Origin of the sequence: Moorena sp. SIO1G6 (assembly GCF_010672795.1) — a bacterium.
GTDB classification, from domain to species: Bacteria; Cyanobacteriota; Cyanobacteriia; order Cyanobacteriales; family Coleofasciculaceae; genus Moorena; species Moorena producens.
Window position 1 is genome coordinate 1 of sequence record NZ_JAAHFZ010000066.1, and the last position, 26698, is coordinate 26698.

16 protein-coding genes and 2 pseudogenes are annotated in these 26698 nt (G+C 45.9%); 11 read left to right on the forward strand and 7 right to left on the reverse strand.

Translation table 11 applies throughout. The annotated features are described in order from the left end of the window. Positions 1–403: 403 nt before the first annotated feature. Complete coding sequence (locus tag F6K63_RS31680; RefSeq protein ID WP_287252498.1) at positions 404–628, reverse strand: Calvin cycle protein CP12; 225 nt, start codon at positions 626–628, stop codon at positions 404–406. Positions 629–2694: 2066 nt separating this feature from the next. Between F6K63_RS31680 and F6K63_RS31685 the strand changes: the two genes are divergently transcribed. Beyond that, the gene (locus tag F6K63_RS31685) at positions 2695–3963 is read left to right on the forward strand and encodes an FIST signal transduction protein (protein ID WP_008185313.1); all 1269 of its coding nucleotides are present in this window, start codon (positions 2695–2697) and stop codon (positions 3961–3963) included. A gap of 94 nt (positions 3964–4057) precedes the next feature. Here the strand turns inward: F6K63_RS31685 and hisD are convergent, their stop codons facing one another. After that, a complete protein-coding gene (gene hisD / locus F6K63_RS31690; RefSeq protein WP_008185310.1) occupies positions 4058–5383 on the reverse strand; it encodes a histidinol dehydrogenase in 1326 nt (441 codons plus the stop codon). 247 nt (positions 5384–5630) lie between these two features. On the opposite strand from hisD, the gene rpsT reads away from it, so the two are divergent. From rpsT to F6K63_RS31725, 7 genes are all read left to right on the forward strand, one after another. Further along, positions 5631–5954 (forward strand): 30S ribosomal protein S20, encoded by a 324-nt coding sequence (rpsT, locus tag F6K63_RS31695; RefSeq protein ID WP_008185308.1) that lies wholly within the window; start codon positions 5631–5633, stop codon positions 5952–5954. Positions 5955–6062: 108 nt separating this feature from the next. After that, positions 6063–6875 carry a TatD family hydrolase gene (locus F6K63_RS31700; protein WP_008185306.1) on the forward strand — a complete coding sequence of 271 codons (813 nt, stop codon included), beginning with the start codon at positions 6063–6065 and terminating at the stop codon, positions 6873–6875. A 755-nt stretch (positions 6876–7630) separates the two neighbouring features. After that, on the forward strand, positions 7631–11020 hold the full coding sequence (rpoB, locus tag F6K63_RS31705) for a DNA-directed RNA polymerase subunit beta (protein WP_008185303.1): 3390 nt from the start codon (positions 7631–7633) through the stop codon (positions 11018–11020). Positions 11021–11066: 46 nt separating this feature from the next. Continuing rightward, positions 11067–12944: a DNA-directed RNA polymerase subunit gamma gene (locus F6K63_RS31710; RefSeq protein WP_008185301.1), complete on the forward strand. Its 1878-nt coding sequence runs from the start codon at positions 11067–11069 to the stop codon at positions 12942–12944. A 204-nt stretch (positions 12945–13148) separates the two neighbouring features. Then, a complete protein-coding gene (locus tag F6K63_RS31715; RefSeq protein ID WP_008185299.1) occupies positions 13149–17090 on the forward strand; it encodes a DNA-directed RNA polymerase subunit beta' in 3942 nt (1313 codons plus the stop codon). 295 nt (positions 17091–17385) lie between these two features. Then, positions 17386–17808: a hypothetical protein gene (locus F6K63_RS31720; protein ID WP_008185298.1), complete on the forward strand. Its 423-nt coding sequence runs from the start codon at positions 17386–17388 to the stop codon at positions 17806–17808. Positions 17809–18299: 491 nt separating this feature from the next. Further along, complete coding sequence (locus F6K63_RS31725; protein WP_287314251.1) at positions 18300–19232, forward strand: NB-ARC domain-containing protein; 933 nt, start codon at positions 18300–18302, stop codon at positions 19230–19232. A 582-nt stretch (positions 19233–19814) separates the two neighbouring features. Here F6K63_RS31725 and F6K63_RS31730 read toward each other — a convergent pair. Beyond that, positions 19815–20750: a methylenetetrahydrofolate reductase gene (locus F6K63_RS31730; protein WP_287314253.1), complete on the reverse strand. Its 936-nt coding sequence runs from the start codon at positions 20748–20750 to the stop codon at positions 19815–19817. Positions 20751–20779: 29 nt separating this feature from the next. Then, on the reverse strand, positions 20780–21790 hold the full coding sequence (gene trpS, locus F6K63_RS31735; RefSeq protein ID WP_287314255.1) for a tryptophan--tRNA ligase: 1011 nt from the start codon (positions 21788–21790) through the stop codon (positions 20780–20782). A gap of 220 nt (positions 21791–22010) precedes the next feature. Between trpS and psb28 the strand changes: the two genes are divergently transcribed. Then, positions 22011–22382 carry a photosystem II reaction center protein Psb28 gene (gene psb28, locus F6K63_RS31740; RefSeq protein WP_071105237.1) on the forward strand — a complete coding sequence of 124 codons (372 nt, stop codon included), beginning with the start codon at positions 22011–22013 and terminating at the stop codon, positions 22380–22382. Positions 22383–22491: 109 nt separating this feature from the next. Here the strand turns inward: psb28 and F6K63_RS31745 are convergent, their stop codons facing one another. From F6K63_RS31745 to F6K63_RS31755, 3 genes are all read right to left on the reverse strand, one after another. Next, a complete protein-coding gene (locus F6K63_RS31745) occupies positions 22492–23010 on the reverse strand; it encodes a hypothetical protein (RefSeq protein ID WP_070393935.1) in 519 nt (172 codons plus the stop codon). Positions 23011–23071: 61 nt separating this feature from the next. Further along, complete coding sequence (locus F6K63_RS31750; RefSeq protein ID WP_154659818.1) at positions 23072–23212, reverse strand: hypothetical protein; 141 nt, start codon at positions 23210–23212, stop codon at positions 23072–23074. A gap of 619 nt (positions 23213–23831) precedes the next feature. Beyond that, positions 23832–24680, reverse strand: a complete 849-nt coding sequence (locus F6K63_RS31755) for a M20/M25/M40 family metallo-hydrolase (RefSeq protein WP_071107897.1) — start codon at positions 24678–24680, stop codon at positions 23832–23834. Positions 24681–25287: 607 nt separating this feature from the next. Here F6K63_RS31755 and F6K63_RS31760 point away from each other — a divergent pair. Next, positions 25288–25518, forward strand: a pseudogene (locus F6K63_RS31760) (RNA-guided endonuclease TnpB family protein); the annotation flags it as partial. Positions 25519–25625: 107 nt separating this feature from the next. Beyond that, positions 25626–26678, forward strand: a pseudogene (locus F6K63_RS31765) (RNA-guided endonuclease InsQ/TnpB family protein); the annotation flags it as partial. Positions 26679–26698 lie beyond the last annotated feature (20 nt).

The window sequence follows — 26698 nt, forward strand, 5'->3', positions numbered from 1 at the left end:
CAGCCCAGGTGGGGTCGCAATTTGGCTCGAAGTTGGTTAATCTGTTCCATGAGGGTTTGTGGTCTTTGTGGTAATTTCCATCAAACCCTCTCCCTGGCACTTTTTGCAACTTTTGTCCTGTACTGAGCCTTGATCTATGTTATTTCACCAATGGCCATACTGGAAATCTAGAAACAAAGCCAAGGAAAGCATCAGGCCAGTATAGCACTACGCATTCAGATGTTTGACATTCCTAAACTCCGAAACGTAAGTAATCGCTTACTTGCGGACTTGCGGACTTGCGGACTTGCGGACTTGCGCGTAGCGCTATAACGCCACCAAAAAGGGTAGCAGGAGCAAATCCTAATCGGGGATTTACTCCTGCTACCCTTATTCAGAGTATTTGGCAGAACAATCCTAGAGTCTAGTCTTCATATACCCGGCACTCAGCTGCGTCAGGATTATCATCACAGTACTCTTCAAGGGAGTTTTTGGGCTTGGCATTTTGCCGCTGATGGGAAGCCTCTGCTTGTAGTTCTTCTACGTTATCCCAAGCTACTGCACATTCGGCTGAAGACGCCCCCTCAGCATCACAAACGGCTCTAGCTTGTTCACGCTCTTGGTCTATTTTCTCTTGTAATTCGCTCATCTGTCTTTCGCTTTTATAACTTAATGATGTCTATTTTTATTTTGCTGATAGGATTGGTAGTAGTAACCAACCGCGCTTAGCAAAATACTTAACGATAGGAGGCTTAATAACTAGTAATTTCGTTGAAAAGACGACCTAGTTGCTTAGGTTTTGTGCAACTCCTATCAGGGGTAAGGTTTGCCGGAGTTTGTCCCGCTTCCGGGAACGGCAATGTTGTAAAGGCTGGTTGGGCTAGCAGCACATGTTTCCCTCATCTTAACTACTAGGGACAGGGCTACGAACTGGCGGTCATTCGTAGGTGTCGTGGCCATTACAACGATCGGACTAGTGTCCATTACCTGCATCTTAGCTAGGAAATCCCGGATTAACCAGAAATTACCAGGGAATTAACTAAGAGCGCTACTTTGATTAGCTACTTTACTTAGCTACTTTAACTTCTTAGGTTAAAGCAAAAGACCTGCTTTAACACAAATTTGTTCTTTATTTTTTAAGATTTTCCCAATTTCCCCTTACCCCCTGGTAGCTTACACCACTTCTAGAACTCTTGACACGGAAAGAACGCGGGAGCGTGGTAGCCCCGTGATTTCAATCCGGGTCAGAAGTTACCGCCAGAATAGGGTTTGAAGTTACCGTAAGACAGTGGAGCCTTTATGGTCGGCAGGCTATGGGTAAAAGGGTTAAGGCTATTAGACATCTCCAGAAACTCGGTTTTGACCCAGGCAGTGCAAGGGTTTGAGGTTAATTTTTGGAGATGTCTATTGTTATAAGGCTCCACTGTCTAAGGTTTCGTCTCTGGCCTTTATGGTTAGTCGGCTATGGGTAAAAGGGTTAAAACTTTGCCGATTTTGGCCAGAGACGAATCCTTAGGATAGGGTCGCCTTTATAGTTTGTAGGTCATGCAAAATAGGGTTAAGTCTCTTGTAATAAGGCGACCCTATCCTTACGGAGACTTCAAACCCTATTCTAAGGTTTCGTCTCCGGGAGGAAACGCGACGCGGCAGTTTTAACTGCCGTCATGAAAACTACAATGGTGAAGTGAGTAATGGTAAACGCCTACGTGATGAAGCGATTCTAGTACCTCAGAAATGCCGACCCTCTTTGATTGCATTGCGTTAATCCTCAGGTGCGCTTTCCGTTCTCCGTAGGAGACGCGGGGCGCGTTCGGCGAATTAAATTCGCTCAAGGTGCGACCCAAGGGCGAGTAAATCGCCCTTGGGTCGCACCTTCGGGTCGCACCTCTTGTGAACGGGTAAATAATTGCAGATCTTTGACGAAACCTTAGAATAAAGAAGCCTTTATGGTTAGTCGGCTATGCATAGAAGGGTTAAATCTTTGTTATTAAGGCTTCTTTATTCTTACGGTAACTTTAAGCAGAGCGTACCGCACTGGCAAGCGTGGTAGTACCTAGAAAGCATAACCAACAAAAAAAAGTAGCGGGAACCCAAGGCTTGGACCAAGTGGAACTCAGTAGGGGCGCATTGACTACGCCGGTAAGATTCGATTACGGATTCTTAACGAATCCCCGCGTCTAATGACCGGGGAGTGTCAAATTCCCCCTTTAATCGACAGATATTGACATAGCTAACTTGGTAGTGTGGTTGGGGTGGAATTCACCTTGAGCCCTTATCCTTCTTGCCATGGCTGACTTGAGGAAGGACTTCGAGTTAGAGGAACTGGGAATTTAAGGGAGCCTGTCTGATTTACCCACTATATTACGAATTGTTACTCTTAAATTGCAGTAGAGCGGATGGCTAATATGGCAATAACTATTCATAGTTATGCAGATATAGACAGATTTTTTGAGGCGCTTTCCAATGGCCGGGAAACCCGGCCATTGGAAAGCGCGCCTTAAGAAAAACAGTTTATAACCCCGTTAACGCTAGCTTTTTGATAACTAGTAATTTAGATTAAGTTATATTAAGTTTAGTCTACCACAACCAATCCTCTTCTCAGTATCAGGTAAGGCTTAGTGGAAGTCTGTGGTAGTTCACCGTTATTATAAAACCTTAAGGAGTGGCCAATCCCCTCAATAGGCAATGGTATCGGGAGTGAATTAGGTAGAATAGATGGCTAAAGTGATCAAGTGGGCAAATGCTCTATCAACCCGTGCATCATTAGAAGCGGCAGTTGCCGAAGTGGCAGACTGCCTTGAGAAGTCTTTGCCTTCAAGAGCAGATTTGGGTCTGGTGTTCATCTCATCTGCCTATGCCAGTGAGTATCCTCGCCTCATCCCCCTGCTCCAGGAACGATTGTCTTTACCTGTGCTGATTGGTTGTGGTGGGAGTGGCATCATTGGGATGAACACCAATGGTCAGGCTGTGGAAGTTGAGGAAGGACCAGCCCTAAGCCTCAGCCTAGCCTGTTTGCCTGATGTTAGTGTCCATAGCTTTCATATCCCTGGAGACGCCTTGCCAGATTTGGATAGTCCTCCTGATGCTTGGGTGGACTTGATTGGCATTTCCCCCCAAGAGCAACCCCAGTTTATTTTATTCTCTGATCCCTTGTCATCTAAAATTAATGATTTGCTCCAAGGGTTGGATTATGCTTATCCAGGCTCAGCCAAGGTAGGAGGACAGGCTAGTGGTGGCTCTATGATGGTTAAGAATGGCTTGTTTTGCCTGAAAGACCAGACCCAACTGGCAAAGTCTCTCTACCATGAAGGAACTGTGGGGGTTGCTCTAAGCGGCAATGTTGTATTAGAAACCATTGTGGCTCAAGGCTGTCGTCCTATCGGTGAAACCTATCAGGTGGCTAAAGCAGACCAGAATATCCTGCTGGAATTGACAGCCCTCGATCAAGGCAAGATCACCAGCGGTGAGCCAGCATCCCATCCCCCATTAATGGTGTTGCGCGAGTTAATCCAAAGTATGGATGAGGCAGACCGTAAGCTGGCACAACATTCACTCTTTGTGGGAGTTGCCCGAGATGAGTTTAAACAACAGCTGGGTCAGGGAGACTTTCTGATCCGCAATCTGTTAGGTGTGGATCCGAGGATTGGTGCGATCGCTATTGCTGATCGGATTCGACCCGGTCAACGTATTCAGTTCCACCTCAGAGATGCTCAGACTTCAGAGGAAGACTTGGCACTCCTTCTTGAGGACTATCAAAAGCAAACTAACACCACTCAAGCTGCTGGTGCTTTGATGTTTTCCTGTCTGGGGCGAGGAGAAGGACTTTACGGTAAACCTAATTTTGATTCCCAACTATTCCACCGTTACATCAAGGATATTCAGCTGGCTGGCTTCTTCTGTAACGGGGAAATTGGTCCAGTAGGCAGTAGTACGTTTTTGCACGGCTTCACCTCAGTTTTTGGGATTTTCCGTGCTAAAGAGTAAGAATACAGAATGAAGAATTAATTCTTAATTCTTCATTCTGGGGAATGAGTAACTACCTGACTACCGGCAGAGCATTAACTAGATTATTTTTCTATTATTGTTCTACTGCCTTTGACCCCCCAGCATCAAGCTGAGTTCGTAAGCGCACAGATTCAGCGTGAGATGGTAGACCTTCTGCTTCAGCAAGAGTCTCGATAGCACCAGCCACTTTATGGAGGGCTCGGTCTGAATACTGAATCAAACTGGAGTGCTTCATAAAGGTTTCCACACCTAGGGCAGAAGCATAACGAGCAGCACCTGAAGTTGGTAGGGTGTGATTGGGTCCAGCCAAGTAATCACCTACTGCTTCAGGGGTTGAGTTACCCAGGAAAATTGCCCCAGCGTGGTGGATATAGTCTAGTAAGTCCCAAGGTTGGGTAATTTCTAGTTCTAAGTGTTCTGGAGCAAACTGATCAGACAGTTGTGCTGCCGCTTCTAAAGAATCAACAACAACGATTAGACCATAGTGAGCGATCGCTTTTTCTGTCAACAGGCGTCGTGGATGGTCTTTTAGTTGCTGTTGCACTTGTCCCTGCACTTGTTTGGCTAATTGAGGATCAGTGGTCAGGAGAATCGCTGCTGCCATTGGGTCATGTTCTGCCTGAGCCAATAGATCGACAGCCACATGAACTGGATTAGCTTCCTCATCCGCAATAATTAATACCTCAGAAGGACCAGCCAGGGAGTCAATCCCTACAATACCGTAAACCAGTTTCTTGGCCAGGGTTACGTAAATGTTCCCCGGACCGCTAATCACATCCACGTTGGGAATGGTTTCGGTTCCAAAGGCTAAGGCGGCAATTGCTTGGGCACCACCTACCCGGTAAATCTCATGAATCCCGGCTTCCTGAGCAGCCACAAGCACAGCCGGATTAATGCTTTGATCAGGTCTTGGTGGGGTAACCATTACAATTTGGTCAACCTGAGCTACCTTGGCTGGGATGGCATTCATTAACACAGTACTGGGATAGGACGCCCTACCGCCAGGAACATATAGTCCAGCCTTATCTACAGGAGTGTAGCGCTTGCCTAAAACCACATCATCTTCACCAAATTGCACCCAGGATTTGGGAATTCGTTGTCGATGAAATGCCTCAATTTGTCCAGCAGCTAATTGAATCGCATCAAGTAATTCCTTGGAGACCTGTTGGTAAGCCGCATCTAGTTCCGAACCGCTGACTCGCAGTTGTTCTCGACTCAATCTCAGCTGATCAAATTCCTCAGTGTAGTGCAGGAGCGCTACGTCTCCTTTACGCTTCACTGCCTGTAAAACTTCCCTTACAGTTGCCTCTTTGTTCAGCATTTGGTCAGAAGCCGTGCGATCGCGGATACGCCGCAGTTCAGTTTGTGCCTCAGCCTGCTCAGTTATGATTCGCAGCATGGAGTCGGAGTGCCCATCACGCTAGTGTTGCTCGTCCTAGACCAGGTTTATACACTTCTCCTGATCAAAGGTGTCTATTTTTCCTGGACTTACTTTAAGAATATAGCTTAAACACGATGATGCTTGGGTTACGCTATGGGTGTTGATACTAGTTTATTATGATATATGGTATGATGTTACTTCTGGTATCATACCACTTTCTATGGGAGGTAACTCCCAAACTAAATTAAGTTAAGTAAAGACTGCTGTGGCTAATAACAAGTCTGCCCTCAAACGCATAAAAATCGCCGAACGGAACCGAATTCGGAACAAAGCCTACAAATCAGCGGTGAAAACCCTGACGAAGAACTATTGTGCTGCCTTAGAAGAGTACGAACGCCAACCAAGTCCGGAAGCCTTGGAACAAGTCAAACGTCGAATGTCAGAAGCATACAGCAAAATTGACAAGGCTGTCAAGCGTAAGGTGCTCCATCGCAATAATGGCGCTCGGAAAAAAGCAAGTCTTGCCAAAAAGCTCAAAGCTATAGAGGCTCAACTTAACGCTACTGTGACCGAATCACCTGCTGTATGATGAGATTGCCTGACTCAGCTGACCTTAGCTAAGTGCTGCAATTAGTAATTCAGCAAAAACCGCTGTTAATTAAACTAAAAATAGATAAATAGATTAAAAACTGTATTGATGCAGTTGATTGATACCCACGTCCATATCAACTTCGATGTCTTTGAGTCGGAGTTAGAGCAATTAAGGCACCGATGGCTTGAAGCTGGTGTGGTTCGTCTAGTTCACTCTTGCGTAGAACCGTCTGAGTTTACAGGCATCCAAGCTCTAGCCGAGCGATTTCCCGAACTCTCCTTCGCGGTAGGCTTGCACCCCTTAGATACGGAAAAATGGACTTCCGAAACGGAAAATCAGATTTTGACCCTAGGGCGCTCTGATGCTAGGGTCGTAGCTATCGGAGAAACGGGTTTGGATTTCTATAAAGCAAAGAACCAACAATACCAAATAGAAGTGTTAAAAGCCCAACTAGGGATTGCCCACCAACTTGGCTTGCCAGTCATTATCCACTGCCGTGACGCTGCTGCTGCAATGAGGGGCATACTCCAAGAGTTTTGGGAAAGTACCGGGCCAATAAGAGGTGTGATGCACTGTTGGGGAGGTAATCCTCAACAGACACAGTGGTTTTTGGATTTGGGGTTTTACATTAGCTTCAGTGGCATTGTGACCTTTAAAAATGCCACTCAGGTAAAAGAATCAGCCACCATGGTACCTAGCGATCGCCTACTCATCGAAACGGATTGTCCGTTCCTGGCACCAGTACCCAAGCGAGGCAAACGAAATGAACCAGCCTATGTTCGCTATGTAGCCGAGTGCGTTGCCCGATTACGAGGGATATCTCTAGAAGAGTTGGCTGCTCAGACCACCCAAAATGCCTGTCAGCTTTTTGGTCTTAGCCTCTCAACAGCAACTGCTGCCCAAATAGGGATTGGGTAAATCTCAACCAGACCTGAAAGGGGAAAACCTGAAGGTGGGTTCTTGATAATCTCAACTCACCTACTCTGCTATGGTTCAGTAGAAAGAGAATGATGGGTCGACTTCTAGGCTTGCTGTGAACACCTATGGTAACACCTAGAAGAGGAAATAACAGGAAATAATCCGACTCTTTGAATAGTACTTTTGGGAGAGGTTTACCGAAGTAGGGTTGACAAAAAAGAGAACAGATGCTACCCTGTTTATCCTGAATATGACTAACCAAAGGACAAGCCCTACAAAGGTTTTAGCCTCCAGCTAAGCACAAGCCATGTGTAGGACAGGGCATATCGACGGTGACAAGTGTAAAAACCACAACTAGCACCGGCAGCAAGTACTCCAAGTCCAGTATAGTCCAGTATAGTGTTTTGGTTGTTTTCCTGATCCATGCCTGAGTTTCTTTCAATCTAGTAATAGACATGGTTTAAATTCCCACGGATGGCTTTCGAGAAAAAGTGGAAGATAGAAGGCACTCTAAGCCATAGCTATGAACATCTAAAACCTAGATTAGGGTTACCTGAGGTCCGGTGGTGTTCAGCTTAAGAATTCCACGTTTACGTTATCTGTGGGACTGTCAATTCTAACAGTTGATCTAGTATCTATTTATCTAGTATCTATTAGCTCGAACCCAAGTTTTAAGGAACTGTTCAAGTACAAGTACTGCCTTGGGAAGGGAATCGAAATCGGCGCTGACTTAAAAAGAGTGAAGAACAGACCCCATGACTAATCAGACTTACACAACAGCCACCTATATGTTGCCAGACTTAGTTGAAATTCAGCGTGCTAGCTTTCGCTGGTTCTTGGAAGAGGGGCTAATTGAAGAACTCAATAGCTTCTCGCCGATTACCGACTACACTGGCAAAATGGAGCTGCACTTCTTGGGTGAAAACTACAGGCTGAAGTATCCTAAATATGATGTAGATGAAGCTAAGCGGCGAGACAGTACCTATGCCGTACAAATGTACGTTCATACTCGCCTGATTAATAAAGAAACCGGCGAGATCAAAGAACAAGAAGTATTCATCGGTGATTTGCCTCTGATGACAGACCGAGGCACATTTATCATTAACGGTGCTGAGCGAGTCATTGTTAACCAAATTGTTCGCTCTCCTGGGGTTTACTACAAGTCTGAAACTGATAAAAACGGACGTCGTACCTACTCAGCCTCCTTGATTCCCAACCGGGGGGCTTGGTTGAAGTTTGAAACCGATAAAAATAACTTAGTTTGGGTGCGAATCGACAAAACCCGTAAACTGTCTGCACAGGTGCTTTTAAAAGCCTTGGGGCTTGGTGATAGTGAAATTATTGATGCTATGCGCCACCCAGACTACTATCAAAAAACCCTTGACAAAGAAGGGAACCCCAGTGAAGAAGAAGCCCTGCTGGAGCTCTACCGCAAGCTGCGTCCTGGGGAACCTCCCACTGTTAGTGGTGGTCAGCAGTTATTGGAATCCCGTTTCTTTGACCAGAAGCGTTATGACCTAGGTCGGGTCGGTCGCTACAAAATCAATAAAAAACTACGGCTGAATATTCCTGACACGGTAAGGGTATTGACCCCCCAAGACATACTCGGGGCAATTGATTACCTAATCAACCTGGAATTTGACATTGGTAGCACAGATGATATTGACCACCTAGGAAATCGCCGAGTTCGCTCTGTTGGTGAACTACTGCAAAACCAAGTGCGGGTGGGACTAAATCGCCTAGAGCGGATTATTCGGGAACGGATGACCGTTTCAGAATCCGATACCCTTACCCCAGCCTCATTGGTAAACCCCAAACCCCTAGTAGCAGCGATTAAGGAATTTTTTGGGTCCTCTCAGCTTTCCCAGTTTATGGATCAGACCAATCCATTAGCTGAATTGACCCATAAACGGCGTCTGTCTGCCCTAGGTCCTGGGGGGTTAACTCGCGAACGGGCAGGTTTTGCAGTGCGGGATATTCATCCATCTCACTATGGCAGAATTTGCCCCATTGAAACTCCAGAAGGTCCCAACGCAGGTCTGATTGGCTCCTTGGCAACCCACGCTCGGGTGAATAATTATGGTTTTATTGAAACTCCTTCTTACCCAGTAGAAAATGGGCGAGTCCTAAAAGACCGACCGCCCTTGTACATGACTGCAGATGAAGAAGATGACCTGAGGGTAGCACCAGGAGATATTGCCTTAGATCAGGAAGGTTACATCCTGGGAGAGTCTGTACCAGTCCGATATCGACAAGAATTCACCACCACCACCCCTGACCAAGTGGACTATGTGGCGGTATCACCAGTGCAAATTATCTCTGTTGCCACCTCTCTAATTCCCTTCTTAGAACATGATGATGCCAACCGAGCTCTGATGGGCTCAAATATGCAGCGGCAAGCTGTGCCATTGCTTCGACCTGAGCGCCCCTTAGTGGGAACAGGATTGGAAGCCCAGGCGGCTCGGGACTCAGGTATGGTCGTGGTGGCTGCCAGTGATGGTGAGGTGGTGTATGTCGATGCCAACACAATTCGGTTACAGCCTTATCCAACCACCACAGATACGCCAGCCCTGCCAGGGGAAAAGGGCAATGAGAATGAGTTAGAATTTCCTAGCCCTGTTCAACCAAAAGAAACCCCAGCAATTATTGAATACTCCCTCCAAAAGTATCAGCGCTCTAACCAAGATACCTGCTTAAATCAACGACCCTTGGTGTATGTAGGAGATGAAGTTGTGGGGGGTCAGGTACTGGCAGATGGCTCGGCTACAGAAGGGGGTGAAATCGCCCTCGGACAAAATATTCTAGTCGCTTATATGCCTTGGGAAGGCTATAACTACGAAGATGCCATCCTGGTTAGTGAACGGCTAGTTTACGATGATGTCTACACAAGTATTCACGTTGAAAAGTATGAAATAGAAGCGCGACAGACTAAACTAGGTCCGGAAGAAATAACCCGAGAAATTCCCAATGTGGGGGAAGATGCCCTGCGTCAGTTAGATGAAACCGGGATCATTCGGATTGGAGCCTGGGTAGAAGCTGGGGATATCTTGGTGGGGAAAGTTACTCCCAAGGGGGAATCAGACCAGCCACCAGAAGAAAAACTGTTGCGAGCTATATTTGGGGAAAAAGCTAGGGATGTACGGGACAATTCTCTGCGAGTCCCCAATGGTGAAAAAGGGCGTGTGGTAGATGTGCGGGTATTTACCAGAGAGCAAGGGGATGAACTGCCACCGGGAGCCAACATGGTAGTGCGTGTATATGTGGCTCAGAAGCGTAAAATCCAGGTTGGTGACAAAATGGCAGGTCGTCACGGCAATAAGGGAATTATTTCCCGGATTTTGCCCATCGAAGATATGCCCTACCTGCCCGATGGTACACCTGTAGATATTGTACTAAACCCCCTGGGAGTACCCAGTCGCATGAATGTGGGTCAGGTATTTGAATGTCTATTAGGATGGGCTGGGGAACACCTGAATGTCAGATTTAAGCTTACTCCCTTCGACGAAATGTACGGTGCAGAAGCATCCCGCCTCACTGTCCATAACAAGCTTAAAGAAGCCAGTGAGCAACCTGATAAAGAGTGGGTATTTAATCCGGAGCATGCCGGAAAAATTACTGTCTACGATGGTCGCACCGGAGAAGCCTTTGACCAACCAGTCACAGTGGGGCAAGCCTATATGCTCAAGCTAGTCCACTTGGTAGATGATAAAATTCATGCTCGCTCCACCGGACCGTACTCCCTAGTCACCCAGCAACCCTTGGGGGGTAAAGCCCAACAAGGTGGTCAGCGGTTTGGGGAAATGGAAGTCTGGGCATTAGAAGCATTTGGAGCATCTTACACCCTCCAAGAATTGCTCACTGTTAAATCAGACGATATGCAAGGCCGCAACGAAGCTCTCAATGCGATTGTGAAAGGAAAAGCCATTCCCCGACCTGGTACTCCCGAATCCTTTAAGGTACTGATGCGAGAACTCCAATCCTTAGGACTCGACATAGCTGTTCACAAAGTCGAAACCACAGAAGACGGTAGTAGTAATGATATGGAAGTGGATTTAATGACCGATTCAGAACGCCATCGAACACCACGCTCACCAACCTATGAATCCCTAAACCAGGAAGAGTTGGTGGAAGAAGAGCAACCCTAAAAGGTTGCTCTATATGAGTGTCTGTGAATAGGGAAATGACAAAATTATGAGAAGCCAAATAGAACAGCGGTTTGACTACGTAAAAATTGGTATTGCCTCTCCTGAGAGAATTCGTCAATGGGGAGAAAGGACTCTTCCCAACGGTCAAATGGTCGGTGAAGTGACTAAGCCAGAAACCATTAACTATCGCACCCTCAAACCGGAGATGGATGGGCTGTTCTGTGAGCGGATCTTTGGTCCAGCTAAAGACTGGGAATGCCATTGTGGTAAGTACAAGCGGGTGCGCCACCGAGGTATTGTCTGTGAACGCTGTGGTGTAGAAGTGACCGAGTCCCGGGTAAGGCGTCACCGTATGGGATACATTAAACTAGCCGCACCCGTGGCTCACGTCTGGTATCTCAAAGGGATTCCTAGCTACCTCAGTATTTTGCTTGATATGCCCCTGCGGGATGTAGAACAGATTGTCTACTTCAACGCCTACGTAGTACTAAACCCAGGTAATGCGGAAAACCTCAGCTATAAACAGCTGCTCACCGAAGACCAATGGCTGGAAATTGAGGAGCAGCTCTATAGCGAAGACTCAGACCTATCTGGGGTAGACGTGGGGATTGGGGCTGAGGCTCTGCAACGACTCCTACAGGATTTGGATTTAGACGCGATCGCAGAAAAGCTGCGAGAAGAAATTGCGGCTTCTAAAGGTCAAAAGCGAGCTAAGCTCATCAAACGGTTGCGAGTGATTGACAACTTTATTGGCACCGGGGCTCAGCCAGATTGGATGGTGCTGAGTGTCATCCCTGTCATTCCCCCCGACCTGCGACCGATGGTGCAACTGGATGGGGGTCGCTTTGCTACCTCTGACTTGAATGACCTCTATCGACGAGTCATCAACCGCAACAATCGACTAGCCCGGTTGCAGGAAATTCTGGCACCGGAAATCATTGTCCGCAATGAAAAGCGGATGCTTCAGGAAGCTGTGGATGCCCTGATTGACAATGGCAGGCGAGGACGGACAGTCGTAGGGGCAAACAATCGACCCCTGAAGTCCCTCTCTGACATTATCGAAGGTAAACAGGGTCGCTTCCGGCAAAACCTGCTAGGAAAACGGGTGGATTACTCTGGAAGGTCAGTGATTGTAGTCGGTCCAAACCTGCATATCCACCAGTGTGGTTTGCCCAGAGAGATGGCGATTGAGCTGTTTCAACCTTTTGTGATTCACCGCCTGATTCGTCAGGGTTTGGTGAATAACATCAAAGCAGCTAAAAAATTGATTCAACGGGGAGATCCCACTGTGTGGGACGTACTCGAAGAAGTGATTGCAGGTCACCCGGTGATGCTAAACCGAGCCCCAACTCTACACCGACTAGGAATTCAAGCCTTTGAACCCATTTTGGTAGAAGGTCGTGCCATTCAACTGCACCCCTTAGTCTGTCCAGCCTTTAATGCGGACTTTGATGGCGACCAGATGGCAGTACATGTGCCCCTATCCCTAGAATCCCAATCAGAGGCTAGGTTGTTAATGCTGGCATCGAACAATATTCTGTCACCAGCAACAGGTCGCCCGATTATAGCACCAAGTCAAGATATGGTCTTGGGATGCTATTATCTAACCGCAAAAAATCCAAATGCCACCAAGGGAGCAGGTCGTTACTTTGCTAACCTCGAGGATGCAATCAAAGCCTACGAACAAAAGCAAGTACACCTCCATGCCTATATTTGGGTCCGCTATGACGGCATAGTTGACACAGACGAACAAGACACGGAGATGATTTCTGAAGAATCTTCACCCGATGGTATGGTGACCAAACTCTACAAAAACCGGCGAGTCAGGGAAACAGCCGATGGTGAACTTATTTCCCAGTACATCCGCACCACCGCAGGTCGGATCATCTACAACAAAACTATTCAAGAAGCCCTATGGGGCTAGGTAAAAGGTAAGCATTTAGAATTGAGAATGCGCGAATTGAGAATTAGGAAATTCAAGAGAATGTAGAATGTAGAATGTAGGATTTTAAAGAATTAATTCTTAATTCTTAATTCTTAATTCTTAATTCTTAATTCTTAATTCTTAATTATTGATTCTTAATTCTTAATTCTTAATTCTTAATTCTTCATCCCCTTCAAAAGCATCATGGCAGATAAAAAAGCTAAAAAAGACTTGATTTTTTATAACCGGATTGTTGATAAAGGCCGGTTAAAAAAGCTGATCTCTTGGGCGTATACCAAATACGGAAGTGCCCGGACAGCCCAAATGGCCGATAAACTCAAAGATCTGGGGTTTCGCTATGCTACCCAGGCGGGGGTTTCTATCAGTGTAGATGACCTGCAAGTGCCACCAGCTAAACGCCAGATGTTAGATGAGGCGGAAGCTATGATTCGTGCCACAGAAGGCCGGTTCACTAGGGGTGAAATTACTGAAGTTGAAAGGTTTCAAAAAGTTATCGATACCTGGAACGGCACCTCTGAGGCTCTCAAAGATGAGGTCGTCCGTAACTTCAAAGACACAAACCCCCTAAATTCAGTGTACATGATGGCTTTTTCCGGAGCACGGGGTAACTTGTCTCAGGTGCGGCAATTGGTAGGTATGCGGGGTCTGATGGCTAATCCCCAAGGTGAAATTATTGACCTACCGATTAAGACTAACTTCCGGGAAGGATTAACGGTAACAGAATACATTATCTCATCCTACGGAGCCCGCAAAGGCTTGGTGGATACTGCCCTGAGAACGGCTGACTCTGGTTACCTCACCCGTCGTCTGGTGGATGTTTCCCAGGACGTGATTGTACGAGACCTTGATTGTGGCACCAGTCGGGGCATCAAAATCGCAGCCATGACTGACGGCGATCGCATTTTAATTTCCCTAGCGGATAAGCTCTTAGGTCGAATTGTAGCAGAGGAATTGGTTCATCCAAAAACCGGGAAAGTAATTGCTAAACAAAACCAAGATGTATCTGATCAACTAGCCAAAGAGATTGAATCGTCTGGTATTAAAGAGGTAATGGTGCGATCGCCTCTAACCTGTGAAGCCCAGCGGTCAGTTTGCCAGAGATGCTATGGTTGGAGCTTAGCTCATGGGCACATGGTGGATTTGGGCGAAGCGGTGGGGATTATTGCTGCCCAGTCTATTGGGGAACCAGGAACTCAGTTGACTATGCGGACCTTCCACACAGGGGGTGTGTTTACCGGGGAAGTGGCACGCCAGCTCTCTGCTCCCGTTAAGGGTGTAGTAAACTTTGGCAAAAGCCTACGTACCCGCCAAGTTAGGACTCGCCACGGTGACGAGCGTCAACAAGTGGAACTAGCTGGGGATCTGATTTTGGCACCAACTAATGGCTCTGCCAAAACCTTTCCTTTAACAGCGGGCTCCTTGGTCTTAGTCAGTGATGGGCAAACAGTCAGCAAGGGTGATCTGTTAGCAGAAGTAGCCCTGAGTAAAAGCCGTCCTTCCACAGAAAAAGCGGCTAAGGATGTGGCATCGGACTTAGCCGGGGAAGTGCTATTTGCCGACTTAGTCCCTGAGGAAAAAACAGATCGACAGGGTAATACTACTCGGATTGCCCAACGCAGCGGTTTGCTCTGGATTTTATCTGGGGACGTCTATAACCTACCCCCTGGTGCCGAACCGGTGGTGAAAAATGGGGATACTGTAGAGATTGGCACAGTACTGGCGGAAACCAAATTAGTCACACTCAATGGTGGTGTGGTGCGACTGACCCCAGGCAAAAGAGAAATTGACATTATCACAGCTTCCGTCCGCTTGGATCAATCACAGGTGAGAATGGAAAGCACGGGGGGTCGGGAACAATATGTGATTCACACTGCCAATAATCAGCACTTTTCCCTGAAGGCAACCCCTGGCACAAAGGTACTCAACCACCAGGTGGTGGCGGAACTGATTGATGACCAATACTACACTAAAACCGGTGGCATTATTAAATATGCTGGTGTAGAGGTGGCTAAACGGGGTAAAGCCAAGCAAGGTTACGAAGTTACCAAAGGCGGTACCTTACTCTGGATTCCGGAAGAATGCCATGAGGTCAACAAAGATATTTCCCTGCTGCTTGTGGAAGACGGTCAATATGTGGAAGCAGGCACAGAAGTGGTTAAGGATATCTTCTGTCAATCGTCAGGTGTAGTGGAAGTTGTCCAAAAAAATGATATCCTCCGGGAAATTGTGGTTAAGCCTGGGGAATTTCATCTGGTGGAGAACCTACCAGAGACCATGACTAGTGAGGGTCACCTGATCTATCCCGGCTCGGAAGATTTGCCAGGGATAACGGTAGAAAACCTGTGTTATGGAGAAGCAGTTGACACACCTGATGGTATGGGACTGCTGCTGCGGCCAGTGACTGAGTTTGCTGTACCAGATGAACCAGCGGTTCCCTCTCAGGCGTCCATTAATACCCAAGACAATTCCAACCAAGGGACCCAAGGAACCCAGATTCAATTGCGAGCCATCCAACGCATTCCCTATAAAGATGGAGAACGGGTCAAGTCTGTGGATGGGGTGGAATTACTCCGCACCCAGTTGGTATTGGAAATGAGCAACCCCGATGCTGGCAGTGACCATTCTAGTTCATCCCAGCTGAGTGCTGATATTGAGTTAGTCAGTACTGAGGATGAAGCCTCTGAGGATATGCGATTACAACTGGTGATCCTGGAGTCGTTGGTGGTTCGCCGGGATACCAATGCAGATCCGTTAGGGGGTAATACCAAAACCCGGATTTTAGTAAATTATGGGGACGAAATTCCTCCAGGTGCGGTAGTTGCTCGAACAGAAATTCAGTGCAAGGAAGCTGGTGAAATCCGGGGAATTCAAGAAGGATTAGAAGCCATTCGCCGAGTGCTGGTGGTCAGGGATGCTGACCGAGTCACAATCCCCATTACGTCTCCTGCCACAGTCAAAGTAGGGGATTTGGTCGTTGGTACCAACACCTTAGCGGAAGGGACACCCGCTGGAGAATCAGGTCAGGTGGTTCAGGTGACGGATGATTCTGTTATCCTGCGACTGGCTCGTCCATACCGAGTTTCTGCGGGGGCAATTTTGCAAATTGACAAGGCAGATTTGGTGCAGCGGGGTGATAACCTGGTACTACTGGTGTTTGAACGGGCTAAGACAGGGGATATTATCCAAGGTTTGCCCAGGATTGAAGAACTACTAGAAGCTCGCAAACCCAAAGAAGCCTGTATATTGGCCAGACGTCCTGGAGAAGCCCAGGTGATTTATGAAGAAGGCGAAACCGTTGATATCAAGGTAATTGAGTCAGACGGAGTCGTGACCGATTACCCGATTTCGCCTGGGCAAAATGCTATTGTTTCCGATGGTCAGCAAGTCGGTACCGCTGAACCCATCACCGATGGCCCAGCCAATCCCCATGAAATTTTAGAGATTTTCTTCAACTACTGTCTCGAAAAAAGAGGTGTCTACGAAGCTGCTTTAAAGGGATTGCAACAAGCACAAGCATTTTTGGTAAATGAAGTACAGTCGGTGTATCAGTCTCAAGGAATTGATATTGCTGATAAGCATATTGAGGTGATTGTTCGTCAGATGACCTCTAAAGTGAGGGTAGACGATGGTGGTGATACCACTATGCTACCAGGAGAACTCGTGGAGTTGCGGCAGATTGAGACAGTGAATGACGCCATGGCCATCACTGGTGGTGCGCCAGCTCAATATACACCGGTACTACTGGGAATTACCAAAGCATCCCTTAATACCGATTCATTTATCTCTGCTGCCAGCTTCCAAGAAACTACTCGTGTGCTGACAGAAGCAGCGATCGAAGGGAAATCTGACTGGCTCAGAGGTCTGAAAGAGAATGTCATCATTGGGCGTCTGATTCCCGCAGGAACTGGTTTCAATTCTTACCAAGAGCCCACTCTTGGTAATCCAGAACCGGAATTCGACCATGGGAGTAGCATGGTCTATGGCTATGGTGAACCCGCCGATAGTACTGAATTACAGCAAGGCAACCTGCTTGATGATAACACAGCCCGTGTTTACAGCTTAGATGAGGAGAGTGATTTGGCTACTGATCCTAGCAACTTAGACCTCTTGAATGGAAATTATTAACCATAAGCTTGAACTCTACCCCGGATAAATCTTGGGAAAAACAAGGGCGTCTGATCATCAGCTTTTTAAAAGCTTTTGATCAGACGCCCTTACGGTATTATTTAGTATGATTCATTCCTATCACCAGACTTCAACCTAGCTGTATGCTTAGGTCTGGATGCAGGCGCTGATCGGGTTTACACGGGGATTATAAGGTGCGGACGCCACCCTGGGCACATAGCCCCCAATGATTTATAATACACCGGTGCTGGACTAACGTAGTTTCATCTTAAAATAAGAAGAAGGGGTTATAAACATGACAACTGTCAGCAAAAGTGAAAAACTCAAGGAAATACAGGAAGCCTATAAAAAAAGTAATAATTCGATGGCTTATGAGTTGTGTAGAGTATTTGAACAGGTCTGGCAAGTTGCTCCAGATGAATCAGCCTTAGCAATCGCCAATAAGATTATGTCAAAAGATATATCTTATTTTATGTTTGTCTTTGATTTGGACACGGAGGAAGATTATAGCGAAAAGCTCAAACAGGCTAGCAAGGAATCATATGGAAGTCGTAGAGAATGGCGTCAAAAATTAGAAGACTTAGAAGGGAAAAAACAGCTGGAAGCAGAAGAAGAGGAAGTTAAGGAAAATTTGTTAAATTTACTGAGTGATTCTAGCGCTGATACTGATAGCAAGATCAGAGAAAATTTATTAGAGATAGTAAAAGCTTGTCTTTGATGAAACCAGACCATTACCCGGATCTCTACTACCATCACTGTTGCTTCAATGCTCCCTTGCTAGAGGTTACAGGTAAATCAAAGCGTCTCTCGCTCACATAACCCTTGATCAGCTCAGTTATTGACAAAAGTGGGGTATTGAGTTAACCAGACAATTGGTGAAAACGCGATTGACCTACGGTCACGCTACGCGAACGCATTCGCACCGCATCCCCTGTCCCACTTAGCTTGATGTAGGGTGGGCAGTGAAGCAAACCGATTCACCAAGCTGGCCATAGCCTTGGGTTTGCACTGCTGCCCACCAACGGATTAATCACAATGCTCCATGATCTCAGTTTAACGGAGAGGAAGAACAGGGCAAAGACAAGCCAGATCAAGGAGATTTTAACTAGTCAGTTATTTCCGAGACGGTGTACTAGTCGTTATACAAACTTTAGATCCAGTGTTCAGTCTGTAAGGGTTTATAAGTTTTATCTCAAGGAAGGCAAGCAAATGGCGCAGGGTGCGTTTTATCCAGAAGATGAACTGTTTTTAGAAGCAGTAAAGCTTTGGGATTTAGACAAGTTATATATAGATATTGGCGAGCAAAAACAGAGGGAAACTCAGAATAAAAGCACACTTACATCAGTGGAAAAAGTGTACTTGAGAGGATTGCTTTGTGGCTACTCCCCAAAAAAAATAGCTGAGACTCTCCATCGGAGCTCTAACTCAATCGCTGTTGCCCTGACTAGGGGATTGTATCGATATGTCGAAGCACTAACTAATCGAGAATTAAATAGCCTCACTAACTGGAAAGACGTCTCTAAGTGGCTAGAAGTTGCAGGATACAAAATGCCTCAGTACCACCACGATTGGGGGGAAGCACCAGAAATTTATGCTTTCTATGGACGCACTAATGAAGTCAATCAACTGCAGCAATGGATTAGTAAAAAGCAATACTCACTAGTAGGGATTCTCGGTATAGGAGGGATTGGTAAAACCACTCTTGCTGTCAAACTTGCAAACAACCTTCAAGGGGAATTTGAGTATATTATTTGGCGTAATCTGCGCCATGCTCCACCCCTGAAACAACTGCTAGTAGAGCTGATTCAATTCCTATCTCACCAGCAATCATTCAATTTACCAGAAGACATCAACGCTCTTATTTCTAGCTTGATAAAATGTTTACAAGAGCATCGGTGTCTGATCGGACTGGATGACGCAGAGCAGATTCTAAGTCCTGGCGCTATAGCTGGATACTATCAAGCCAACTATGAGGATTATGGTCAGCTATTTAGACGAGTAGCCCAGGAAAAACACCAAAGTGCTTTGCTGCTGATCAGTTGGGAAAAATTTCTACAACTAGAGTTACTGGAGCAAAAAAATAACAGTACTGCTTCCTTAACCCTGAAGGGTTTACCTACAGAAGAAGCTGAGAAAATTTGAGTAGATAACGGGTTATTTGGAAATACAGAAGAATGGGAAACCTTGATTACCCGTTATCGAGGCAATCCCTTAGCCTTAAATCTAGTAGCGACAACAATTGAACAATTTTATAATAGCAGTGTCTCGCAATTTTTAAGATTGAATGAGGTATTTGTTCCTGAGCCAATGAGGTTAATTTTAATTGCACAGTTGAATCGCTTAGATCAGTCAGAAAAAGACTTGATTAGGTATCTAGCGATAAGTACTACACCCGTTTCCCGGGAACAATTGCGCCAGGATATGACCATTAGCTCGGATTCAAAACTAATCAATGTTTTACAATCCCTCCAGAGGCGTTCACTCATTGAGACATTCACAGACATTAGTCAAACTTTTTTCACCCTATACCCTGTAGTTAGTTCGGTGATTCTTAGTATTAGTTAAAAGGAGAAAAGATAACAGGGAACAGGGAGGAGTGTGGGAAGTTTGGGAAGTTTGGGTAGGGTGGGGAGAGAAAAAGGTATATTTACCCTATTCCCTATTCCCTGTTCCCTGTTCCCTGTTCCCTGGGCATAGCGCTATAACAATTGACCTGAAATTTACTTACTTAAAAACTAAGTCATTAACGGGAGAGGATTTCTGCAATGGCGAAATGCCAGCCAAATCCAAAATCTGGGGAATCAAGTCTTCTCGCCGGACTGCCATCATATGAACACCCTGGCACAGTTGCCGTGCGAGCTTAACTTGCTCAGCGGCAATTTTTATCCCTTCTTGTAACTGATTATCTGCTGCTGCTAGCCGATCAATAATTTCCTCAGGGATATCAACCCCTGGAACGTTTTTATTAATAAACTTAGCATTTTTAGCGGATTTGAGCAAAAATATCCCTGCTAAAATCGGCTTATTACTACCAGCAGCAATCTGATTCATAAACTTCTCTAGCCGATCAAAATCACAAATGAGCTGGCTTTGGAAAAACTGTGCTCCGGCCTCCAGTTTCCGTTCAAACCGACGCTGTAAGCCTGACCAACTCTTTAGCTGGGGGTCTACCGCTGCACCAGTAAATAAATCAGTTCCTTGATCAGTAAGGGGCTTATCATTGAAATCAACCCCTTGATTTAGCTTAGTAATTAGTTGCAATAGGCGTACTGATTCTAAGTCAAATACACTTTTAGCATCAGGATGATCACCTGCTTTGACTGGATCACCGGTTAGGGCGAGAATATTACCGATACCTAAAGCATTAATACCCATCAAGTCAGCTTGCAAGGCGATGCGGTTGCGATCGCGACAAGCCACCTGACAAATTGGTTCAATTCCCTCCTGGCGTAAAATCACTGAGGCTGCCCAAGACGACATCCGCATGACTGCCCTAGAGCCATCAGTGATATTGATAGCATGGACTCTATCCTTGAGGGTTTGAGCCATTTTGACCATGTGAGCTGGGTTACCCCCCTTGGGGGGTGCCACTTCTCCAGTAATCAAAAATTCACCGGACTCAACGGCAGTGCGAAATGAGTTCTTAGTGGGGTTAGTCATTGGTTATAGTATGTACTTATCTCCAGGAATTAGGTTACATCAATGAACCCTAATGCAGTTTTTACCCTGGACAAGGTCTGGTTTGCGATCGCTTCCGCTTTTTGTCGTCCTTCTCGCAACACGGACTCAAGATAGCCCTGCTCTGACCTCACATCGTGATACTTCTGTTGAATCGGCTTGAGCGCTTCAATGGTTACTTCTGTGAGTAAGGGCTTGAATTTGCCCCAACCCATATCCTGACATTCTGTCGCCACCTCTTCCTTTGTTTTCCCAGAAAGCAGGGTATACAAAGTTAGTAGATTCTCACATTCCGGGCGTTCTGGATCATCAAACCATAAGCCTTTAATCGGGTCAGTTTTACAGCGCTTGATTTTCTTTTGGATCTCCTCAGGGGAGTCAAGCACGTTAATCCTGCTCAACTCAGATGGATCAGACTTAGACATTTTGCGCCTGCCATCAGTAAGACTCATCACACGAGCACCAGCTTTTCGGATCATAGGCTCTGGCAACTTTAGCACAAGTTTCTCCTGACTGCCAAACTTGTCATTAACTCGGATAGCGATATTACGAGTCAGTTCAATGTGTTGCTTCTGGTCTTCTCCCACTGGAACTTGATCGGCATCATAAAGTAAAATATCGGCTGCCATCAATACTGGGTAGTCCAGTAAGCCAGTACTGACATTTTCCCCTTGTTTTACCGCTTTTTCCTTGAACTGGATCATTCGCTCTAGCCAGTTGAGAGGGGTAATGCAGTTGAGCAGCCAAGCTAGTTCACTGTGGGCAGGGATATGGGATTGTACGAAGATAGTAGAGTATTCTAAATCAATCCCGCAGGCTAAGTAGAGGGCAGCAATGCTTAAGGTATCTTCTGCTAGAGTTGCTGGGTTATGGGGTACAGTAATAGCGTGTAAATCAACTACACAAAATAGATTATCATACTGACTTTGACCTTCGACCCAGTTGCGGATAGCTCCAAGATAGTTACCCAGGTGAAGATTGCCAGTTGGTTGAACTCCAGATAGAACGCGCTGTTTACCCATGTATGATCTAGTGATTGCTTAAATCGGTTTGCCGAAACGGTATCAGTGTAATCCCATTTTCCCACTGCTTAGGCTAAATTTGGATTATTTTCGCCATTGCTAGGTGGTTAACCCAGGCATCAGTTCAGCCATCAGTTAAAATTTTTTGCCATTTAGGGCAGCTTGGATGAGAAGATAGTGGGGTAAAGATTCTTAATATTTTCTTAATTGGACTTATAGCATGGCAGAAATTCAGTTCTCTAGAGGCATCACAGAAGAAGTTGTGCCCGATATACGTATGACTCTCTCCAAAACTGGTCAGACTGGCACTGCAACCTTTTATTTTAACAAGCCTAAAGCTTTCGTACAAGACGTTAATACTGACGTTAATAATAAAGACGTTAATAATGAGATCACCGGAATGTACATGATTGATGAGGAAGGTGAGATTTCTACCAGTGACGTTAAGGGCAAATTTGTTAATGGTGAACCAATGGCTATAGAAGCAACTTACATAATGAAATCTCCAGAGCAGTGGGATCGTTTCATACGTTTTATGGAACGGTATTGTCCAGAACATGGCATAGAATTTACTAAATCCAAACAGGATTAAGTTGAGTCTTCAGTGCTGGGTACTAATGTCTGGTTTACAGGGTCTGGTTTACAGCCAACCGTCAACCGTCAACCGTCAAAAAAGCTTAGTACTCAGCACTATACCCAAGTTAAATATCGCTGATTTCCTTAGTAATCACATTAATGGGAGGAGAGCAATATACGCAAAGCTCATTAGCAATCGCTACCGCTTCTTCAGGGGTTTTATCTAAGTACATTGCGGTCAGAGCATAATCTTGTCCAGCACCAATGGCACCAAATTCATTAATTTTATCCACAAGATAGCCATCACTGATACAAAAAATATCCCTTTCTACTGCTAACAAATATTCATTCCTGCGACCAAAGGTATCGTCTTTATCCTTTGCCCAACTATAAAATTCCACAATAAAATCGAGAACAGCCTCAACCGTAGGAGCTGCTGGAGAATGGTTTCTGGCAAATATTTGCATGAAACTCAATTCCATGGTATAACCCACGCCGCCAATAATCATGTTATTGATTTCAAATAGCTTGCCCCACTCATCCCCAGTCACCCGGTGAGTTTGCTTGAGGTATCCTGACAGCCGAATGCTGTCGGAGGCAAAAACTAGTTTATCAGGGTATTTTCTGGCAGCGACAACGCTCATAAGTTGCTCCTAATGGTTTTAGTCGATGATTACGGTGAAACAGGCACCGATATAGCAGTCATTAACAAACTAGTTTAGCCTTATCCATCGCAACCAGTTCCTCTAGGGTGGGCAGTGCCTGGGGTGACCGGGTGTGGGGTGACCGGGTGTGGGGTGACCGGGTGAGGTGTGGGGTAGGGTGTTCACTTTGTGCGATGGCCATAGCTTAAACTTCATGCACTTTTTGTCTGATAGTATCAGACAGTGTATCTCTTGCATGATATCCATTCTGGGCTCAGGCCCATAATAAACAGCCTAGGCAGTGCCTACTAATATCAAGTCTGGTTGAATACCCATAATTAAGGAGAGGGTGGGGACGGTGGGAGGTGTGGGGAGATGGGGAGATGGGGAGATAGGGGAGATAGGGGAGATTTTTATTAAGGGTAATTATCCTGACATGATCTAACGCCCTGTGGCCAGCTGATCTGATCTCGGTGCATCTCAATGCAGGGCGGTCTTGGGGGAAACCCCCACTCGCGCTTTGCATCAAAACGGGAGTAGGAAACAGGAAAAAAATCCTGTGTACCTGATTAAGATCAGAACCGCTATCAGAAACACATTTTGAAACCCAAACCCCAGGAAGGATTAGCTGAGGAGAATAGTGTTGGAATCGGGAAGAAGTAGTTTTCGAGACTTCTTCCCGACTCCCGACTCCCGATTCCCGACTCCCGATTCCCGACTCCAAATTCTAAATTCTAAATTCTAAATTCTAAATTCTAAATTCTAAATTCTAAATTCTAAATTCTAAATTCTAAATTCTAACTTCCCGACTCCCGATTCCCCTAGACAAGATTTCCAATACCAGCGATTAAGCCGCGACAGACACCAGTCAGAAAATCTAAATCTAGGGTATCAATGCGATCGCTTGGTTGATGGTAATGGGGATTGCGCAGAAATGCTGTATCGGTTACCATCAAAGCTCGATAACCTTGGTCCCAAAATGGAGCGTGATCACTGAGCCTGGTCTCACGAACGATTATCCCTCGTGATGGTATTGGTAAGCACTGACAAGGGATCCCCACTTGGCGGATACGGCGAGCTAAATGCCTCAAGTCAAGGATTGTTGGCAAGTTTCCCACTAAGGTAATGAAGTCCCCCTGATTGGGGTAAAAATATTTTAGTCCTGGTGGGTAGGTTTGGGAATTGGGAGTGCGATCGCAATACCCTAACATTTCCAAAGACAGCATTAACCGCAAGGGTTGCTGTTGTTCTTTTAAATAGGCAGCATAGGCAGTACTTCCCAGCAATCCATACTCTTCCATATCAAATGCTACTAGTCGGACTGGGTGTAATGGTGCTTGACTGGCAAAGGCTCTAGCTAATTCCAATAGCACCGCTACGCCGGTACCATTATCATCTGCTCCTGGGCTTCCAGGTACCGCATCATAGTGAGAGCCAATTAAAATCGGAGCAAACTGTTGCGGTCTCGCCTCTTTTCCCGGTAGATTCAGAATCAGATTATGATGGGTTTTGCCCGACACCTGAAACTTGTGAATTTCAACGCTTCCCCACTGTTCTAATTCCTGGCGGATGTACTCCTGGACATAGAAATGTCCCGCAGATGCCATATACGGATCGCGATCGCGTACTATCTGGCTGAGGTGGGTGATTAGACGTTCTTTTAGATCCAAGGCAGTGTAATCAGGCAGAAGATTATCATCTAATCTTACCATCTCGGGATTTGGTCCCAAGTAAGCATTCAGCGGTCAGCGGTCAGCCGTCAGCCGTCAGCGGTCAGTGGTCAGCGGTCAGTGGTCAGTGGTCAGTGGTCAGCTAACGTAACTCAGATTAAACTAATGCTTACCTGTTGTCTTGATGCAGTCGCTCATGGGGGAAACCCCCAAGACCGCGCTGCATCGCTTATTCAAAAGCTGATTGCTGATTGCTGATTGCTTATAGCTGATTGCTGATTGCTGATTGCTGATTGCTTATAGCTGATTGCTGATTGCTTATAGCTTATAGCTGATTGCTGATTGCTTATAGCTTATAGCTGATTGCTGATTGCTTATAGCTTATAGCTGATTGCTGATTGCTGATTGCTTATAGCTTATAGCTGATTGCTTACGTAACTCCCAAAGCTGAAAGCCCCGTGTTTTTAAACCGGGGATGAAAGCTCATAGGGACTTTAGTCGCCGTGAGAAAACTCTTAATTAAGACTTGATGAATTACGCTAAGCATGCTAGCGTAATAATATATCGTTCGCGTAGCGCGACCGGAGGTCGAGGAGCTCGAGATTCGATGATCATTGTTGAGATGAAAGTATACGGTAAAAACCATCAATATTTAGCCATTGATGAGGCTATTCGGACAGTTAAATTTATCCGTAACAGTTGCATTCGTCTATGGATGGACAATAAAGGAACGGGTAAATATGACCTTAGCAAGTACAGTAAAATACTGGCTAAAGAGTTCCCGTTTGCTAATGAACTAAACTCAACCGCTCGACAAGCTGCGGCTGAAAGAGCATGGTTAGAAGTTACCGTAAGAAGAGTGGAGCCTTTATAGGCGACAGGCTATGCAAAAAAGGGTTAAAACTCATGAAATAAGGCTCCACTCTTCTAAGGTTTCATCTCCGGTCATCGATTTCTCGCTTTTTTGAAAATTGCAAGAAGAAAGTACCTGGGAAGAAAGGTTTCCCCCGATTTCAGAAGCATTGCAGGTCAGTCGAATATAAGCAGTCAGGATGGAAGCTTTCCCCTGACAAAAAGTCGATAACCTTCAGTGACAAGAAAGGAATCGGAAAACTGAAACTCAAGGGGAAATGGGACTTGTGGCGCTTTGACAATAAGCAAATTAAGCGGGTTCGTATTGTAAAAAGATCTGATGGCTACTATGTTCAGTTTTGTATCTCTATAGATGTAAAAGAACAATTAGACCCCGCTGATGCCACTGTAGGATTGGATGTAGGGCTAAAAGAATTCTACACTGATTCTAGGGGAAACACAGAACCCAATCCTCGCTTTTATAGAGCAGGGGAAAGACGCCTAAAGTTTTATCAGCGCCGAGTATCTCGGAAAAAAAAAGGCTCATCTAACCGTAAGAAAGCCGTTAATAGATTAGGTAGACATCATCTCAAAATAAGTAGGCAGCGTGAAGAACATGCCAAGAGACTGGCTCGTTGCGTAATCCGGTCTAACGACCTGGTCGCCTATGAAGATTTGAGAGTAAAAAATCTAGTCAAAAACCACTGTCTAGCTAAGTCTATTAACGATGCAGGTTGGTATCAATTTAGGAAATGGTTAGAGCATTTTGGCCAAAAGTTTGGCAGAGTGACTGTTGCAGTAAATCCTGCCTACACTAGCCAGAATTGCTCTGAATGCGGTGAGGTCGTTAAGAAGTCGCTATCAACTAGGACTCATGTCTGTGAATGCGGCTGTGAACTAGACAGAGACCACAACGCTGCGATCAACATACTAAAAAGAGCCTTGGGTACGGTGGGGCACACCGGAACCTGGATTGACCGTAGGTCACGCTACGCGAACGTCGATCCAAACGCTTCGGGAGATCTGACCTCTACTGTTCTTGGTTCCGGCCAGGTTTGGCAAGTCGGATCGTTGAGCGAAGAATCCCCGCGTCTAAAGACCGGGGAGTGTCAAGGTCCCAACAGCACCCCTACACCAGTAGCATAATTATGTCCTCAGGTGATTTC

Bases quoted from the DNA above. Each gene is read 5' to 3' on its own strand.
- F6K63_RS31750 (WP_154659818.1), bottom strand. From the start codon at position 23,212: ATGGCCATCGCACAAAGTGAACACCCTACCCCACACCTCACCCGGTCA.
- F6K63_RS31720 (WP_008185298.1), top strand. From the start codon at position 17,386: ATGACAACTGTCAGCAAAAGTGAAAAACTCAAGGAAATACAGGAAGCC.
- F6K63_RS31680 (WP_287252498.1), bottom strand. From the start codon at position 628: ATGAGCGAATTACAAGAGAAAATAGACCAAGAGCGTGAACAAGCTAGA.
- trpS (WP_287314255.1), bottom strand. From the start codon at position 21,790: ATGGGTAAACAGCGCGTTCTATCTGGAGTTCAACCAACTGGCAATCTT.
- F6K63_RS31700 (WP_008185306.1), top strand. From the start codon at position 6,063: ATGCAGTTGATTGATACCCACGTCCATATCAACTTCGATGTCTTTGAG.
- F6K63_RS31715 (WP_008185299.1), top strand. From the start codon at position 13,149: ATGGCAGATAAAAAAGCTAAAAAAGACTTGATTTTTTATAACCGGATT.
- F6K63_RS31745 (WP_070393935.1), bottom strand. From the start codon at position 23,010: ATGAGCGTTGTCGCTGCCAGAAAATACCCTGATAAACTAGTTTTTGCC.
- rpoB (WP_008185303.1), top strand. From the start codon at position 7,631: ATGACTAATCAGACTTACACAACAGCCACCTATATGTTGCCAGACTTA.
- psb28 (WP_071105237.1), top strand. From the start codon at position 22,011: ATGGCAGAAATTCAGTTCTCTAGAGGCATCACAGAAGAAGTTGTGCCC.
- F6K63_RS31730 (WP_287314253.1), bottom strand. From the start codon at position 20,750: ATGACTAACCCCACTAAGAACTCATTTCGCACTGCCGTTGAGTCCGGT.
- F6K63_RS31710 (WP_008185301.1), top strand. From the start codon at position 11,067: ATGAGAAGCCAAATAGAACAGCGGTTTGACTACGTAAAAATTGGTATT.
- F6K63_RS31685 (WP_008185313.1), top strand. From the start codon at position 2,695: ATGGCTAAAGTGATCAAGTGGGCAAATGCTCTATCAACCCGTGCATCA.
- hisD (WP_008185310.1), bottom strand. From the start codon at position 5,383: ATGCTGCGAATCATAACTGAGCAGGCTGAGGCACAAACTGAACTGCGG.
- F6K63_RS31725 (WP_287314251.1), top strand. From the start codon at position 18,300: ATGGCGCAGGGTGCGTTTTATCCAGAAGATGAACTGTTTTTAGAAGCA.